The sequence below is a fragment of the Flavobacterium gilvum genome (genome assembly GCF_001761465.1).
Classification (GTDB): domain Bacteria; phylum Bacteroidota; class Bacteroidia; order Flavobacteriales; family Flavobacteriaceae; genus Flavobacterium; species Flavobacterium gilvum.
In genome coordinates, this window is record NZ_CP017479.1 from 2,393,362 (window position 1) to 2,407,915 (window position 14,554).

Below are 14,554 nucleotides of genomic sequence, written 5' to 3' on the forward strand. Positions count from 1 at the left end.
TGTTTGTGTTAGGATATCTACAACAATTGTGCCAGAAATGAATAATATCGGCAATGTATTTCTGTTAAAATTATATATTTGAAAAAAATAAAGAAGTTATGATGAGGATTTCTCTTGTGATTATGCTGTTTCTGAGTGGTTTGTGTTTTGTGGGTGCTCAGAACTCGAATAGTGTTAAAACAAAATCAATTCGTTTTATCTCTACCCAGATAGATACACTCTTTCAGGATGAGATTAGTATCAGGGCAATAGTGCTGGATCAAAATAAGATTTGGTATGCAGCTGATAAGAATCGTTACGGCTTTTATGATTTAAAATCCAATAAAAAATTTGAAAATAGTATTGCTGAAGGTGCTTCAAAAATTGAATTCAGAAGTATAGCCAAAACCCTAGATTATATCTATATATTGAGTGTCGCCAATCCTGCTTTGTTGTATCAAATTACAAAAGATGGAAAGAAATCCCAATTGGTTTATCAAGAAAATAATGAAAAGGTGTTTTATGATAGTATGCAGTTTTGGAACGAAAAGGAAGGAATAGCAATTGGTGATCCAATTACAGATTGCCTATCAATAATAAAAACAATTGATGGAGGAAAAACATGGACCAAATTGCCGGATAACAAACTTCCAAAAATTTTTGAAGGAGAAGCGCATTTTGCGGCAAGCAATACAAATATAATTGTGAAAGGAAATAATGCGTGGATTGTTTCGGGTGGAAAGAAATCGAGAGTTTTTTATTCTCCGGACAAAGGAAATTCATGGAGTGTTTATGATACGCCAATCGTGCAGGGGAAACAAATGACTGGGGTTTTTACTGCCGATTTTTATGATTCTAAAAAAGGATTTATTTCTGGAGGTGATTATGAGTTACCAAATCAAAATTCAGATAATAAAGCAGTAACCAATGATGGAGGGAAAACTTGGAAACTTATCGCCGATAAAAAAGCTTTTGGTTATACTTCCTGTGTTCAATATGTTCCTAAGAGTGGCGGAAAAGGGATTGTTACCGTTGGTGCTTCGGGGATATATTATTCCGCAGATGGCGGTGCGAATTGGGTACAGTTTAGTAAAGATCCAGGTTTATACACCATTCGATTTGTTGATGAAACTACGGCTATTGCAGCTGGACGAAATAAAATGATTAGGATTCGGTTTAAATAAAAAAATCCCGCTTTATTTCTAAAACGGGAATTGGATCAAATTAATTGGAAACTATTTTTTAGCTCCTTTGTCTTTATACTGTTGAAGCAGTTTTCTACCAAAATCTTCTTCTGCTTTTTTAAATTTGATGATTTTTACCGAAGGCAGAATTCCTTTGAGGTTACTGATGAATTTCTTTCTTAGATTGAAAAGGTCTTCTTCGTTATCTTGAATTTGATTCAAAAGGGCTGCGGCTTCTTTTTCAGACATTTTATCAAGTTCACTATCTTGCATTCTTTTAAAAATGCCTTTCATTTTTTGATGTCTTAATTCAAATTGTTTGTCATCAAAAGTATTGTAGATTGGCCAGAATTTTTCAGCTTCGCTTGAGGTAAGGTCAAGCTCAGTTGTCAAAAAGGCTACCTTCATTGCTTTTATTTGCTCTCTCTTTTCTTTAAAATTATCGTCTTTGGATTTGTCGTTTTGTCCATAAAAATTAAAAGTTAGAAGCAAAAAAAGTATCGGAAACAGTTTTTTTAGGCACATGGTATTTGTTTTGTTTATGGTATTCATTTATGTGGAATTTTGAGTTTTAATTTTCAATAATCAAATTTTCGATATTTGGATTTGTAGCCAAAACATCTTCAATGGTTTCGTGTTTTATTTTCTTTTGAGGAGAAATAAGGTTACTGTTTTCAGGTTCAATTTCCCCAATTAGTTCGTATTGACTCAGATTGGTTTCTTGGGTTAAATAATTTTCCAATGTTGCTGAGTCAACTTCTTTGTTTGTTGTGTTAGCACGATAAGCTATAGGAATCATGAGCGCAAGTACCAAAACTGCTGCTACGGCCATAAATATGTTTTTTCTTTTTCTGAAAATAGATATTACTTTCGTTTCTTCGGGTAATGTTTCTGTTGGTAATTTTTGAATCAGATTCGCCGAGAAATTTTCAAAGTAGTTGTCAGGGGTTTTGAACCCTGAATCTATTTTTGGTCCGTTTTCTAAGTTAAATGTTTTCATAATATATATTCGACTAATTAGAAGCTAAAAGGTTTAATTGTAGGATACAAAAGCTTCAATTTTTTTCACGGCATGATGATAAGAAGCTTTTAATGCGCCCACAGATGTTCCTAGTATTTCTGATATTTCTTCGTATTTTAAATCTTCAAAATATTTCATCTTGAAGACTAGTTGTTGTTTTTCTGGTAATTCTGCTATTGCTTTTTGCAATTTGAGCTGAATTTCGTTGCCGTCAAAATAAATGTCGGCTTTTAAGTTGTCAATTGTTTTGTTTTGTAATTCAACCGATGAAATTCCGGATTTCCTAGCTTTTTGATTTAGAAAAGTCAGTGCTTCATTGGTTGCAATACGATACATCCAAGAAAATAGTTTGCTTTCGCCTTTAAAGTTTTTTAGGTTTTGAAAAACTTTTACAAATGTGTTTTGTAAAACATCATCTGCATCATCGTGGCTCAAAACAATATTCCGAATGTGATTGTACAGCGGTTTTTGATAATCATGCAAGAGCTTTTGAAACGCTTGATTTTGCGTTTTAGCGTTCAATAAACTATCGATAAATTCCTTTTCGTCCTGCAATTTGTCCTGCTTTTAAACTTAGATACAAATGAATCAAAAAGGTTTAATCCGATTTGAAACTAAAATTCGAAATCTTCCTGATTTTTTTTATTTGCGGGTTCTTTTTCTACTGGTGCTTTATTAACAGGAGTCTTGTTAACTGGCGCTTTGTAAACGGGAACTTTAGTAACAGGAGCTTTGTAAACTGGTGTTTTTGGTTCCTCTGTATTTATCGTTGTACGTCTATTTGCAGTCGCAATACTGTCATTTATTACTCTTTTATAAACAGGAGCGGCAACAGTTTTTGGTGCCAGTGGGAAATAAATATCGGTTTGCCATTTTGAAGGGTTCATGTTTTCATTTTTGCCAATAGTGAATATCTCCAAATGCGAAAAAGGAATCCCGGTAACTATTTTTTTGTTAGTTGTATATTCGATAGTCTTTTTTAAAGCCTCGTTTTTGTATGAGTAATTTCCGTTAAGTCTTGTTTTTAATGCTACAAAAGCGTCAAGTTTTCCAGATAGGATATCACTTCCTTGACTCGTAAAAATCTGCTCTTTTATGGGGATGCAAAATGAAACCCTCGTTACGTTTTTGATGGTGTCGTAATCGTGATAAATAATAAAAGGTCTTCCGTTAAGGGGGATGTTATTTTGGTTACAAAATGTTGTTATTTTATAGAAAACAGCATTTGCATTTCGGGTGATATCTGATATTTTGCTTGTGAAGGATTGTCTCAAATAGAATGTTTGCAGTTTTTTTACAATACCATCGATTTTTATATCATAAGTGGTGTTGTCTATATCAAGGCTTTTGTTTAAATCGACAAGGCATTTGTCGTAAACTGTGGTTAATTTTTTTTGAGGTTTTCCATAAAAGAAGGCATTTACTTTTGATAAAAAATCCATTTTCCCGACAGATTTCCATGTTACTTTCGTTCCGCCCACAGTGTCTTTAAAAGCCCAAAAAACACCTGATGGTGAACCGTTAAATTCCATTTTTTGCACAATACTATCATTTCCTTTTGTGTACAAAGTCTGGATGTTTCCAGTATTGTCGCTCCCTTCCCAGGTTAATGTGCTTCCATTGCCAGAAGTTGCTGGCGAATAAGACAATTTTATATCCTTATCATCAGAAATCCATGAATTAAATTTTTGCCAGTTTTTATAATCATTTACATAACCAAAAACGGTAGCTTTTGGAGAATTAATCAGTTTGCTGCTTTTTACGGTGTAATTTCCTTTTTGTGTTGCAATATATATGGTGAGAGCCACAAGGCTTAATAGAAATAAAAGAAAAAGGTATTTGATAATTCTCATGATGGGGTAATTGTTTTTCTGTTGTAAAGTTAAAAATTTAATTAATTATACTATTAAAACAAGAAATAAAATGCGAAAACCATTTTGTTTTTTGCTCATTTTCTATTCGCTGAAATGAATTTGGCCTAAAAATCGATTTGTTTTTACAATGTATAATGTGTTTTTCTTGTTTTTTATTTATGAATAGTAGAATGGCTGTTATTGATGAATTGTTAAAATCGGAATTATTATTGTTTGTGTTTTTATTGTTTGTTTACATAATCAGTATATTTGTTGAGCATTTGTTTGTTTAACATTTAAAGAAAATATAAATGAAATTATTTAAAATAGCTGGTCTATTTGTTTTTTTTGCTATTTCTGTCAGTGCTAGTGCGCAATCTGATAAGAAAGCAGTTGTAAAATCGAATGAGAAAGCTTCTTTTGATTTTACTGTAGAGCAGTTTTCGGACATTAAAGTTTTACATTATCAAATTCCGGGTTGGGAAAATCTTAGCTTAAAAGAGCAGGAATTGGTTTATTATCTAACACAGGCGGGATATTCTGGTCGTGACATAATGTGGGATCAGCACTATCGATACAATTTGAAAATCCGAAAAGCTTTAGAGAATATTTATCAAAACTATAAAGGAGATAAAAACACTGCCGATTGGAAAAATTTTGAAGTTTATCTAAAACGGGTTTGGTTTTCAAACGGGATTCATCATCATTATTCAAGCGATAAAATTAAACCGGATTTTTCAATAGATTATTTTAATACGCTGTTGAAAGCTACAAAAACCAATTTGGCACCCGAAATTGTTGCTATTTTATTTAATGATGTTGATTCGAAAAGAGTAAATCTTGATGCCTCAAAAGGATTGTTGGAAGGTTCTGCCGTGAATTTCTACGATAAAGGAATCACGCAAAAGGATGTAGAGGCATTTTATGCTACTAAGAAAAGTCCGAATCCAAAGGAACCTTATTCTTTTGGTTTGAATTCAAAATTGGTTCGCAATGCAAATGGCCAATTAGAAGAAAAAGTTTGGAAAAGTGGCGGAATGTATGGGGCAGCGATTGATAAAATTATTTATTGGCTTCAAAAAGCCCAAAAAGTGGCTGAAAATAAAAAGCAAGGAGATGCCATCGGACTTTTAATTCAATATTATAAAACGGGAGATCTTAAAACTTGGGATGATTATAATATTGCCTGGTCGCAAGCGACCGAAGGTAATATTGATTACATCAACAGTTTTATCGAAGTGTATAAAGATCCGCTGGGATACAGAGCTTCGTATGAATCGATTGTTCAAATCAAGGATTTTGATATGTCTAAAAAAATGGAAGTCGTATCCAAAAATGCGCAATGGTTTGAGGACCATTCTCCATTGGCACCTGAACATAAAAAGAAAAATGTAGTTGGAGTTTCCTATAAAACGGTTGTGGTAGCTGGTGAGTCTGGGTCTACATCACCAAGTACGCCAATTGGTGTGAATTTGCCAAATGCAGATTGGATTCGTGCAGCTCACGGTTCCAAATCGGTTTCTCTCGGGAATATTATTGATGCTAATTCTAAAGCTGGAGGTAAAGGAAGGTTGCAGGAATTTGCAAATGATGCTGAAGAAATCAGACTCGCTGAAAAATATGGTGAATTGGGGAGCAAATTGCTTACTTCTTTGCATGAAGTGGTAGGCCATGCCTCTGGTCAACTTAATCCTGGTGTTGGAACTCCAAAGCAAACTTTGAAAAATTATGCTTCAGCATTGGAAGAAGGAAGAGCCGATTTAGTGGGATTGTATTATTTATATAGCCCTAAAATACAGGAAATTGGCTTGGTAGACAATTGGAAAGAACTAGGGATGCAGAGTTACGATAATTATATCAGAAACGGTTTGATGACCCAATTGATTCGTTTAAAGTTGGGCGACAATATAGAGGAATCTCACATGAGAAACCGTCAAATGGTAAGCGCTTGGGTTTTTGAAAAAGGTAAAAAAGACAATGTTATAGAAAAGGTTACCCGTAATGGCAAAACCTACTTTAATATCAATGATTATGATAAATTGCACGAATTATTCGGGCAATTGTTAAAAGAAGTGCAACGAATTAAATCAGAAGGTGATTTTGAGGCAGGGAAAGCATTGGTGGAAAACTATGGTGTGAAAGTGGATCAAAAATTGCATGCCGAAATATTGGAACGCAACAAACAATTTCCTGACGCTCCTTATAGTGGTTTTGTAAATCCGATTTTGGTTCCAAAATATAACGCCAAAGGAGAGATTATTTCGATATCCGTACAACAACCAAAATCATTTGCTGAACAAATGCTGAAGTATTCTAAAGACTACGGTTATTTGCCTTTGGAGAATTAAGGTTTAAAGAGGCTAAGATTCTAAGTTGCTAAGTCTCTAAGTTTTTGGGATTCTAAGATTTAAAAACATCTTAGCATCTTAGATACTTAGTAACTTAGCATCTTTTTTTAATGCTTAAAGTAAATTTTGATAATAAATAAAAGACCAATGAATAACAGGAATCCAATTAATATTTTATAATTTCCTTTGTAAAATACTTTGTGAAGGTTTGCATCTTTTCGATAAGCAAAGACCATTGCAATAACGAAAGCTATAAAAAAACAGAGCGCAAATAGTAATTGACCTTGACTGAACATGTTTGAATAATTTTCGGCAAATTTAGGCAATAGTTTAGAAAAAGTTGTTATTTTTCCATTTCAAATCAATAATTAAATAGGATGCAAAAACAAATCAACGCTGTTAAAGAATTTCATACGGCATTTAGGATAGGGCATAGCGAAACACCAATTGCTAGTTTGGGCGAAGAAAAAAACAGGCTTCGCTATAATTTGATGAAAGAAGAAAATGAAGAATATCTGGAAGCTGTTCAGAATAACGATTTGGTAGAAATTGCCGATGCTCTTGGAGATATGATGTATATTCTTTGCGGGACAATTATTGAGCACGGTTTACAGCATAAAATTGAAGCTGTTTTTGATGAAATTCAAAGATCGAATATGAGTAAATTGGGTGAAGATGGAAATCCAATTTATAGAGAAGACGGAAAAGTGATGAAAGGCCCTAATTATTTTAAACCTGATTTTTCAAAACTCATTTGATATTTATGTTTATTGTTTTTGGTTTTTAGTTTGTTGTTTGGGATGAAATTTAATTCCAAAAATATAATCAACCATAAAAAAAGCGATTTTCATATTGAAAATCGCTTTTTTTATATCTAAAATCTAAATTCTGCAATCTGAAATCTAAACCTTAACTGTCCAACCAAAAGTATCTTCGCTAAGTTTATTTTGAAGATTTGTTAGCTTTTCTTTCAATAATGAAGCAAATGAATTTTCAAGTTTTGGCAATTCATAATATACTTCTTTATAAGAGTAACCGGCAATTGGATTAACAACGGCAGCAGTACCCGCACCAAAAATCTCTTTTAAAGTTCCGTTTTTTGAAGCTTCAACCAATTCAGAAACCAAAACAGGACGAACCTCTACCGAAATTCCTTCTTTTTTGGCCATGTCAATAAGACTTTTTCTAGTAATACCGTCCAAGATACGTTCACTTACCGGAGCCGTCAACAAAGTATCATTTATTCTAAAGAACACGTTCATTGTACCGGCTTCTTCCAGTTTTGTATGTGTAGCATCGTCTGTCCAGATAACTTGTTGGAATCCTTCTTTATTCGCCAAAGTAGTAGGGTAGAACTGAGCAGCGTAGTTTCCTGCAGCTTTTGCAGCACCAATACCACCGTTTGCTGCTCTACTATAATGCTCGGCAATTAATACTTTTACTTCACCTGAGTAATATGCTTTTGCAGGAGAAAGTAATATCATGAATTTATAATCGTCTGACGGGTTGGCAACAACGCCTGGTCCTGTAGCAATCATAAATGGTCTGATGTACATCGTGCTTCCATTTCCTTTTTTTACCCAAGCCTCATCCAATTTTAATAATTGTTTCAATCCTTCCATGAAAATAAATTCTGGAACTTCTGGCATAGCCATTCTTACTGCCGAAGAATTAAAACGTTTGTAATTTTCATCAGGTCTAAAAAGCCAAATATCATCATTGGTGTCTTTATAAGCTTTCATGCCTTCAAAAATGGCTTGTCCATAATGAAAAACTTTTGCAGATGGATCAAGTAAGAAAGGTGCATACGGCTTAATAACAGGTTGTTGCCATTCTCCATTAACGTAATCACATTCAAATAAATGGTCCGTGAATACTGCTCCAAAGCTTAAATGATCAAAATCAACTTCATTTATTTTTGTAGTAGTTGCTTTTATTATTTCGATTGTGTTTGTTTGAGGGGTACTCATAATTATTTACTTATATTGTTTTAAAAAAATATTCTTTGGCTAATAAAACGGTTTCAACGAAAAAAAGTTTTTGTTGGCGGTAATATCGATTGCAAAATTAAATAAAAATCAGAGAAAAACTTGTGAAAAAATCATTAATTATGGAGTTTGACTGTGATTTAATTATTATATAATTTTATTAGAAAAATGTAGTAAAATTATATGGATTATATAAAAAAATTTAGCTTTTGGGTAATGATAAGAAATTCTTTTATTTAATTTTGAAAACATTATAGTGTTCGGTAATACTATATTAACTCAAAAAACATATTTTGGAAAGAGAAATTATTCGTACTCAGGATGGTTCAACGACTATTCAAATAAAAGATTGGAATGAATGTTACCATTCGAAACATGGTGCTATTCAGGAAGCTAAACATGTATTTATCAAAAATGGATTGGCATTATTTCCAAATCAAAAAGTTTCAATTCTCGAAATTGGATTCGGAACTGGTTTGAATACTTTTATAACTTATTTGGAAGCAAAAGGATTTGGGCAAACTATTGATTATGTTGGAGTAGAAGCGTATCCGGTTTCGGAGCATGAACTTCAGGCGATGAATTATTTAGAAGAATTGGATGCAGAGGATTCTAAGGATGTTTTTGCAAAAATACATTCGGTAAATTGGGAGGAGAAAAATAAATTGACCGAAACTTTTTCTTTGACAAAAAGAAAACAGTTTTTTGAAAACATAGACGATATAGAACAATTTGATTTGATTTATTTCGATGCTTTCGGTTATCGTGTCCAACCCGAATTATGGAGTACTGCAATATTTGAAAAAATGTATAAAGCGCTTAAACCAAATTCTGTATTAGTTACTTATGCCGCACGCGGTGTTGTAAAAAGGAGCATGCAGGAAGTAGGTTTTACAGTCGAAAAACTAGCCGGACCACCCGGAAAAAGGGAGATGTTCAGGGCAAGGAAGTGATTTTTTTCACCTCCATATTTTAATATAAAACTACATCGAAAACGTTATAATTTTTATATTTCTATGTTAAAAAAGAATGTTGTATGTGAAAATAATGTACTTTTACATCACGTTAAAATGAAGATATAACCCCAATAAAATCTTAATTTATGTCTAAAGTAATGTTTGATTACACAAAGTCTGTGTTAGAAAGAGTAAGTTTTGATCCTGTACTTTTTTGCAAAGAATTAGAAAAAGCAATAAGAACACTTTTACCTTTCGAGTTGGATCAATTAAGAGAGTGGTTGTTTAACTTTACAATCGAAAAGCCAGAACTAAAACAGTGTTTAATAATTGTAAATCCATAAAGTTATAATAGAAGGAACCAAGAAATTGGTTCTTTTTTTTTGCAATTTATTGACTGTTGGGGAATTGTTTTTTAAATTACATTGTAGAGACGCTGCAGTGCGTCTCTACGATGCATTTCTATGAGATTTATTTTTAAATTTTCATGAATAAATTATTTTTTCAAGAGCGGACTTACAATTTGGACATTTTGAAAAACAATTGCTCCTTTTACTACTCCCGAAATGCTACTTCTTAGAGCATCGATGATTTGAATCTTTAATTCGCTTTTTGGGTAAATTAAACTCACTTCTCGAGCTGGTTTAGGTTCTTTAAAATGTCTGAGTTTAAATTTGTCAGATTCTTTTAGATCCAAGGTATGTAAATAAGGAAGTAAAGTTGTTCCCAATCCTTCATCGGCAAGTTTGATTAAGGTTTCAAAACTACCACTTTCGATTTGAAAAGATTTTAAGCCGGTTTCATTTCTGTTTTTACATAAATTCAAAATCCCATCCCTAAAACAATGTCCATCCTGAAGTAACAGAATTTCATTGATGTTAAGATCGTCAATTTCGATTTCTTCCTTTTGAAAAATGGCATTACTTTCCGGTATGTAAGCAACAAAAGGCTCAAAGTACAGAACAACTTCTTTGATTTTTTCGTCCTCTAGCGGCGTGGCTGCAATAGCGGCATCCAGATTCCCATTTTTTAATTTTGTAATAATCTCTTCGGTATTCAACTCCTCAATGATTAACTTTACTTTTGGGTATTTTTTGATAAAATTATTCAAAAACATAGGGAGCAAAGTTGGCATAATGGTTGGGATAATTCCGAGTCTGAATTCACCACCGATGAAACCTTTTTGTTGTTCTACAATGTCTTGTATGCGGTCAGCTTCATTAACGATGTTTTTTGCCTGACTTACAATTTTTTGACCAATATCAGTAAGTTGAATTGGTTTTTTGGTACGATCAAAAATCTGAATATTAAGTTCTTCTTCAATTTTTTGAATTTGCATACTCAAGGTAGGTTGAGTCACAAAACATTTTTCGGCAGCCAAAGTGAAATTTTTGTGTTCGGCTACAGCCAATACGTATTTGAGTTGTGTGATTGTCATCGAATAGTGATTTTTTATGCAAATATAAAAACAATCAATTTATTTTATAGTTGTTTTGCGAGCTTATTAGTTAATTTTGATTTAACGCTTAGAAAATATGGGGCTTTGTTGTAATTTTATGACTTTATCAGATTGGATAAAATAGCCCCAAATGAGATTAATAAAAAACTGAAATTATGAAACTAAACACAATTGGATTACCTGTAGAAGAAACTGAAGTTATAATCGTTGAACTGAATGTACTTTTGTCAAATTATCAAATCTATTATCAAAGTTTAAGAGGATTGCATTGGAATATCAGAGGAAGACGATTTTTTGATTTACACGTTAAATTCGAGGAATTGTATAATGACTCTCAATTGAAAATTGATTTAATTGCCGAAAGAGTTTTGACTCTGGGAGGAAGACCATTACATACTTTTGAAGATTACATTAAATTCAATCAATTGCCTGTTGGGAAAAATATTTCAAATGACGTAGCAAGTATTGAGTTAATTGTTAATTCACTTTCAAAATTATTGGTAATCGAAAGAGAAATTCTTGCCAAAGCATCAGAAATAAATGATGAAGGAACCAATTCAATGATGAGTGATTTTATTGTAGAGCAGGAAAAAACGATTTGGATGATGAATGCATGGTTAGAGGAAACTTTGTGAAAAAAATAATTTAATTGTAACAATAGTCTAATAAACCCTCGAATTTGTTAGACTATTGTTTTTTTTTATGCAAAATAATTTTTTTTTATAGAACTAATTTTTTAATTCAACTTGTATCAGCTATTTTTGCAAATATGAGAAGTCTTGCAAGTATAGTATTAATCTTTTTTGTTCTGTTTTTGGCAGCGCCAACAATCGTGGCTTGTCTGGAAAGAGAAAAGGATACTACGAGCCTGTGTGATAATTGCAGTACTTCAACTTCTTCTTCTGCAGAAGAAATCAAACATGATATAAAATATTATACTTACAATCCTTTTTTGGAGATGTCTTTTTTTGATAAAGAAGAAGGTTCCGGACGTATAATTTTTGAGAACTTATCCAGACATGATTTAATTTCTGCCACCATATTTTTACCTCCTCCCAACAAAGTTTAATTTTTTACCACTTGTTGTTATCTGCGATTTTGTTTTGAAATAAAAGACATATTTGTATTTTATTGTTTCTAAATAGCAGAATTACTCCAATTTTATTAGTAAAATTAGAGAGTAGTTATTTTCTTTTCACAATTCTTGGAGTGTTTTATCGACTGAGTTTTTTGATAAAGAAAAATAGTTGTAATGATAAATGGTATTCTTTTTTCGGATAGCAATGTTTAGACATTGACTGTCTTCCTACCACTTTAGTGCAGTCTTGCATTGAGGAAAAAAATGAATTTAAACTTTAAAAAATATATCATGACAAAAAAAAATAATTTATTCGCATATTTCAAATCAGACTTTGCTTCTGGTTTGGTTGTCTTTTTAGTAGCGTTACCGCTTTGTTTAGGAATTGCCATGGCATCGGGAGCGCCTTTATTTTCTGGAATTATTACCGGAATTGTAGGAGGTATAGTAGTTGGATATCTGAGCCAGTCTCAACTAAGTGTTTCAGGACCGGCAGCTGGTTTAACAGCAATCATATTGACTGCAATAACGGATTTGGGCGCTTTTGATGTTTTCTTAACCGCTGTTTTTATTGCAGGTTTGATTCAGTTGGCATTGGGTTTTATTAGAGCAGGAAGTATTTCCAATTACTTTCCAACTAATGTAATTGAAGGAATGTTGGCTGGTATTGGTGTTATCATTATCATGAAACAATTGCCTCACGCTTTTGGATATGATTCTGATTTTGAAGGAAATGAAACTTCTTCGTTTTCAGGATTGTTTGAAGTATTAAATCATGTTCAGTTGGGAGCTATCTTGATTGCTTTAGTTTCGATAGCCATTTTAATTATGTGGGACAAAGTGCCTGCTTTGAAAAAGTTGAAATTAATTCCCGGTGCATTGGTTGCAGTTATCGTTAGTGTTTTATTAAATGAGTTTTTCATTTCTTCCGATAGTTCTTTGGCAATCGGTAATAAACACTTGGTTTCTTTGCCAATTCCAACAACCGTAGAAGAATTTAAAGCAATTATCGTTACGCCAAATTTTGCAGGAATTACAAATCCAAAAGTTTGGGTTGTAGGTTTGACCATTGCAATTGTAGCCTCAATTGAAACTTTATTATGTATTGAAGCTGCAGACAGAATGGATGTTCACAAACGTTTTACGAATACAAATGTGGAATTAAGAGCTCAGGGAATAGGAAACATAGTGAGTTCACTTTTGGGCGGATTGCCTATGACTTCGGTAGTGGTTCGTACATCTGCCAATAACGCAGCGGGTGCAAAATCAAAATTATCGGCCATAATTCATGGTGTATTATTATTGGTTTGTGCACTTTCAATTCCTGTTCTTTTGAATAAAATACCTTTGGCTACATTGGCAGCTGTGCTGATTTTAGTTGGTTATAAATTGGCTAAACCAGCAACTTTTAAGCATTTTTGGGACTATGGAAAATATCAGTTTTTACCTTTTATAGCCACTTTTTTGGGTGTTGTTTTTATGGATTTGCTAAAAGGAGTTGTATTGGGAATTGTAATAAGCATCGCGTTTATTTTGAGAGGTAATCTTAAAAGAGCCTATAGTTTTAGAAAAGATGAATATGTTGATGGAGATATAATCAACATTGATTTGGCACAGGAAGTTTCTTTTTTAAATAAAGCGGCAATAAAATTAACCCTTGCAAATATTCCAGAGAATTCAAAAGTGGTTATTAATGCCGAAGATACGGTTTATATTGCCCACGATATTTTGGATTTAATACACGAATTCAAAACAACAAGAGCCGTAGATGGCAATATTATGGTAAAACTGAAAGGATTTAAACAAGAATACGCTTTGGAGAATAGCAAAGAAATTCAAAATCACGTAACCATTGAACATCATTATGATTTTGTTAAAAGAGAAATTGTAAAAAAAGAGGTTGTAAAAGAAGTGTTTGCAGAGTAATTTGTGATTTTGAAAAAATAAGGCCATTTATATGGTTCTAAATAGTAATTTTAAACTAAAATAATAACTAAATATAAAGACAAAAAAATGAGTGATTTCTATAAAAAAATATTGGATAACAATAAACAATGGGTTATTGATCAATTGGAAATCGATCCGGATTTTTTTAAGGATTTAGCCAAAAGTCAACAACCACCTTTGTTGTGGATTGGTTGTTCTGATAGTCGAGTTCCCGCCAACGAAATTATTGGCGCGAAACCAGGTGAAGTTTTTGTTCACAGAAACATTGCCAATATGGTTATCCATTCGGATATGAACATGTTAAGCGTATTGGATTATGCTGTAAATGTTTTGAAAGTTAAACATGTTATTGTTTGCGGTCATTATGGTTGTGGTGGTGTAAAAGCCGCTATGGGAAATGCTTCGATTGGAATTATTGATAACTGGATTCGACACATCAAGGATGTTTATCGTTTGCATGATAAATATTTGAATTCAATTGCCGATGAGAAAGAGCGTTTTAATGCTTTTGTAGAAATCAATGTAAAAGAACAAGTATTCGATTTAGCCAAAACTTCCATTATCCAATCGGCTTGGAAAAACGGTTCAGAGGTGAGTATTCACGGCTGGGTTTACGGACTAAATTCTGGATATGTTACCGATTTGGGCGTTAACTTTAGTTCAGATAAAGATTTGGACGAAGTGTATCAGCTTAATTTCAGTAAGTAATTTAAGGTAAATTCAGATTCAAAGTTAAAAAAG

General features: G+C 32.7%; 15 protein-coding genes. 9 read left to right on the forward strand and 6 right to left on the reverse strand.

What is annotated here, in order from left to right:
• Positions 1 to 98: 98 nt before the first annotated feature.
• Positions 99 to 1,163 carry a WD40/YVTN/BNR-like repeat-containing protein gene (locus EM308_RS10060; RefSeq protein WP_035640144.1) on the forward strand — a complete coding sequence of 355 codons (1,065 nt, stop codon included), beginning with the start codon at positions 99 to 101 and terminating at the stop codon, positions 1,161 to 1,163.
• A gap of 51 nt (positions 1,164 to 1,214) precedes the next feature.
• Here the strand turns inward: EM308_RS10060 and EM308_RS10065 are convergent, their stop codons facing one another.
• The 4 genes from EM308_RS10065 to EM308_RS10080 are packed head-to-tail and all read right to left on the reverse strand — an operon-like array spanning position 1,215 to position 4,037.
• Positions 1,215 to 1,715, reverse strand: coding sequence for a sensor of ECF-type sigma factor (locus tag EM308_RS10065; protein ID WP_231926264.1), 501 nt, complete (start codon positions 1,713 to 1,715; stop codon positions 1,215 to 1,217).
• A 19-nt stretch (positions 1,716 to 1,734) separates the two neighbouring features.
• Positions 1,735 to 2,163 (reverse strand): hypothetical protein, encoded by a 429-nt coding sequence (locus EM308_RS10070; RefSeq protein ID WP_035640143.1) that lies wholly within the window; start codon positions 2,161 to 2,163, stop codon positions 1,735 to 1,737.
• Between the two features lie 33 nt (positions 2,164 to 2,196).
• Positions 2,197 to 2,739 carry an RNA polymerase sigma factor gene (locus tag EM308_RS10075; protein WP_035640142.1) on the reverse strand — a complete coding sequence of 181 codons (543 nt, stop codon included), beginning with the start codon at positions 2,737 to 2,739 and terminating at the stop codon, positions 2,197 to 2,199.
• Between the two features lie 59 nt (positions 2,740 to 2,798).
• On the reverse strand, positions 2,799 to 4,037 hold the full coding sequence (locus EM308_RS10080; RefSeq protein WP_051877889.1) for an SRPBCC family protein: 1,239 nt from the start codon (positions 4,035 to 4,037) through the stop codon (positions 2,799 to 2,801).
• A 311-nt stretch (positions 4,038 to 4,348) separates the two neighbouring features.
• Here EM308_RS10080 and EM308_RS10085 point away from each other — a divergent pair, with 311 nt between their 5' ends.
• Complete coding sequence (locus tag EM308_RS10085) at positions 4,349 to 6,385, forward strand: dipeptidyl-peptidase 3 family protein (protein ID WP_035640139.1); 2,037 nt, start codon at positions 4,349 to 4,351, stop codon at positions 6,383 to 6,385.
• Positions 6,386 to 6,762: 377 nt separating this feature from the next.
• A complete protein-coding gene (locus EM308_RS10095) occupies positions 6,763 to 7,143 on the forward strand; it encodes a pyrophosphohydrolase domain-containing protein (RefSeq protein WP_035640137.1) in 381 nt (126 codons plus the stop codon).
• Between the two features lie 144 nt (positions 7,144 to 7,287).
• Here the strand turns inward: EM308_RS10095 and EM308_RS10100 are convergent, their stop codons facing one another.
• Positions 7,288 to 8,355 (reverse strand): branched-chain amino acid aminotransferase, encoded by a 1,068-nt coding sequence (locus EM308_RS10100; RefSeq protein ID WP_035640136.1) that lies wholly within the window; start codon positions 8,353 to 8,355, stop codon positions 7,288 to 7,290.
• 311 nt (positions 8,356 to 8,666) lie between these two features.
• Between EM308_RS10100 and mnmD the strand changes: the two genes are divergently transcribed.
• Both mnmD and EM308_RS10110 read left to right on the forward strand, forming a co-directional pair.
• Positions 8,667 to 9,326 carry a tRNA (5-methylaminomethyl-2-thiouridine)(34)-methyltransferase MnmD gene (mnmD, locus tag EM308_RS10105; protein ID WP_035640134.1) on the forward strand — a complete coding sequence of 220 codons (660 nt, stop codon included), beginning with the start codon at positions 8,667 to 8,669 and terminating at the stop codon, positions 9,324 to 9,326.
• Positions 9,327 to 9,475: 149 nt separating this feature from the next.
• Positions 9,476 to 9,673, forward strand: a complete 198-nt coding sequence (locus EM308_RS10110; RefSeq protein ID WP_035640132.1) for a hypothetical protein — start codon at positions 9,476 to 9,478, stop codon at positions 9,671 to 9,673.
• 152 nt (positions 9,674 to 9,825) lie between these two features.
• On the opposite strand, the gene EM308_RS10115 is transcribed toward EM308_RS10110, so the two are convergent.
• The gene (locus EM308_RS10115; RefSeq protein WP_035640130.1) at positions 9,826 to 10,767 is read right to left on the reverse strand and encodes a LysR substrate-binding domain-containing protein; all 942 of its coding nucleotides are present in this window, start codon (positions 10,765 to 10,767) and stop codon (positions 9,826 to 9,828) included.
• A 176-nt stretch (positions 10,768 to 10,943) separates the two neighbouring features.
• On the opposite strand from EM308_RS10115, the gene EM308_RS10120 reads away from it, so the two are divergent.
• The 4 genes from EM308_RS10120 to can all read left to right on the forward strand — a co-directional run bounded on the left by EM308_RS10120 (position 10,944) and on the right by can (position 14,521).
• Positions 10,944 to 11,423 carry a Dps family protein gene (locus tag EM308_RS10120; protein ID WP_035640129.1) on the forward strand — a complete coding sequence of 160 codons (480 nt, stop codon included), beginning with the start codon at positions 10,944 to 10,946 and terminating at the stop codon, positions 11,421 to 11,423.
• 134 nt (positions 11,424 to 11,557) lie between these two features.
• A complete protein-coding gene (locus EM308_RS10125; protein WP_035640128.1) occupies positions 11,558 to 11,857 on the forward strand; it encodes a hypothetical protein in 300 nt (99 codons plus the stop codon).
• 300 nt (positions 11,858 to 12,157) lie between these two features.
• Complete coding sequence (locus tag EM308_RS10130; RefSeq protein ID WP_035640191.1) at positions 12,158 to 13,792, forward strand: SulP family inorganic anion transporter; 1,635 nt, start codon at positions 12,158 to 12,160, stop codon at positions 13,790 to 13,792.
• Between the two features lie 87 nt (positions 13,793 to 13,879).
• Positions 13,880 to 14,521: a carbonate dehydratase gene (gene can, locus EM308_RS10135; protein ID WP_035640127.1), complete on the forward strand. Its 642-nt coding sequence runs from the start codon at positions 13,880 to 13,882 to the stop codon at positions 14,519 to 14,521.
• The last annotated feature ends 33 nt before the right edge of the window (positions 14,522 to 14,554 follow it).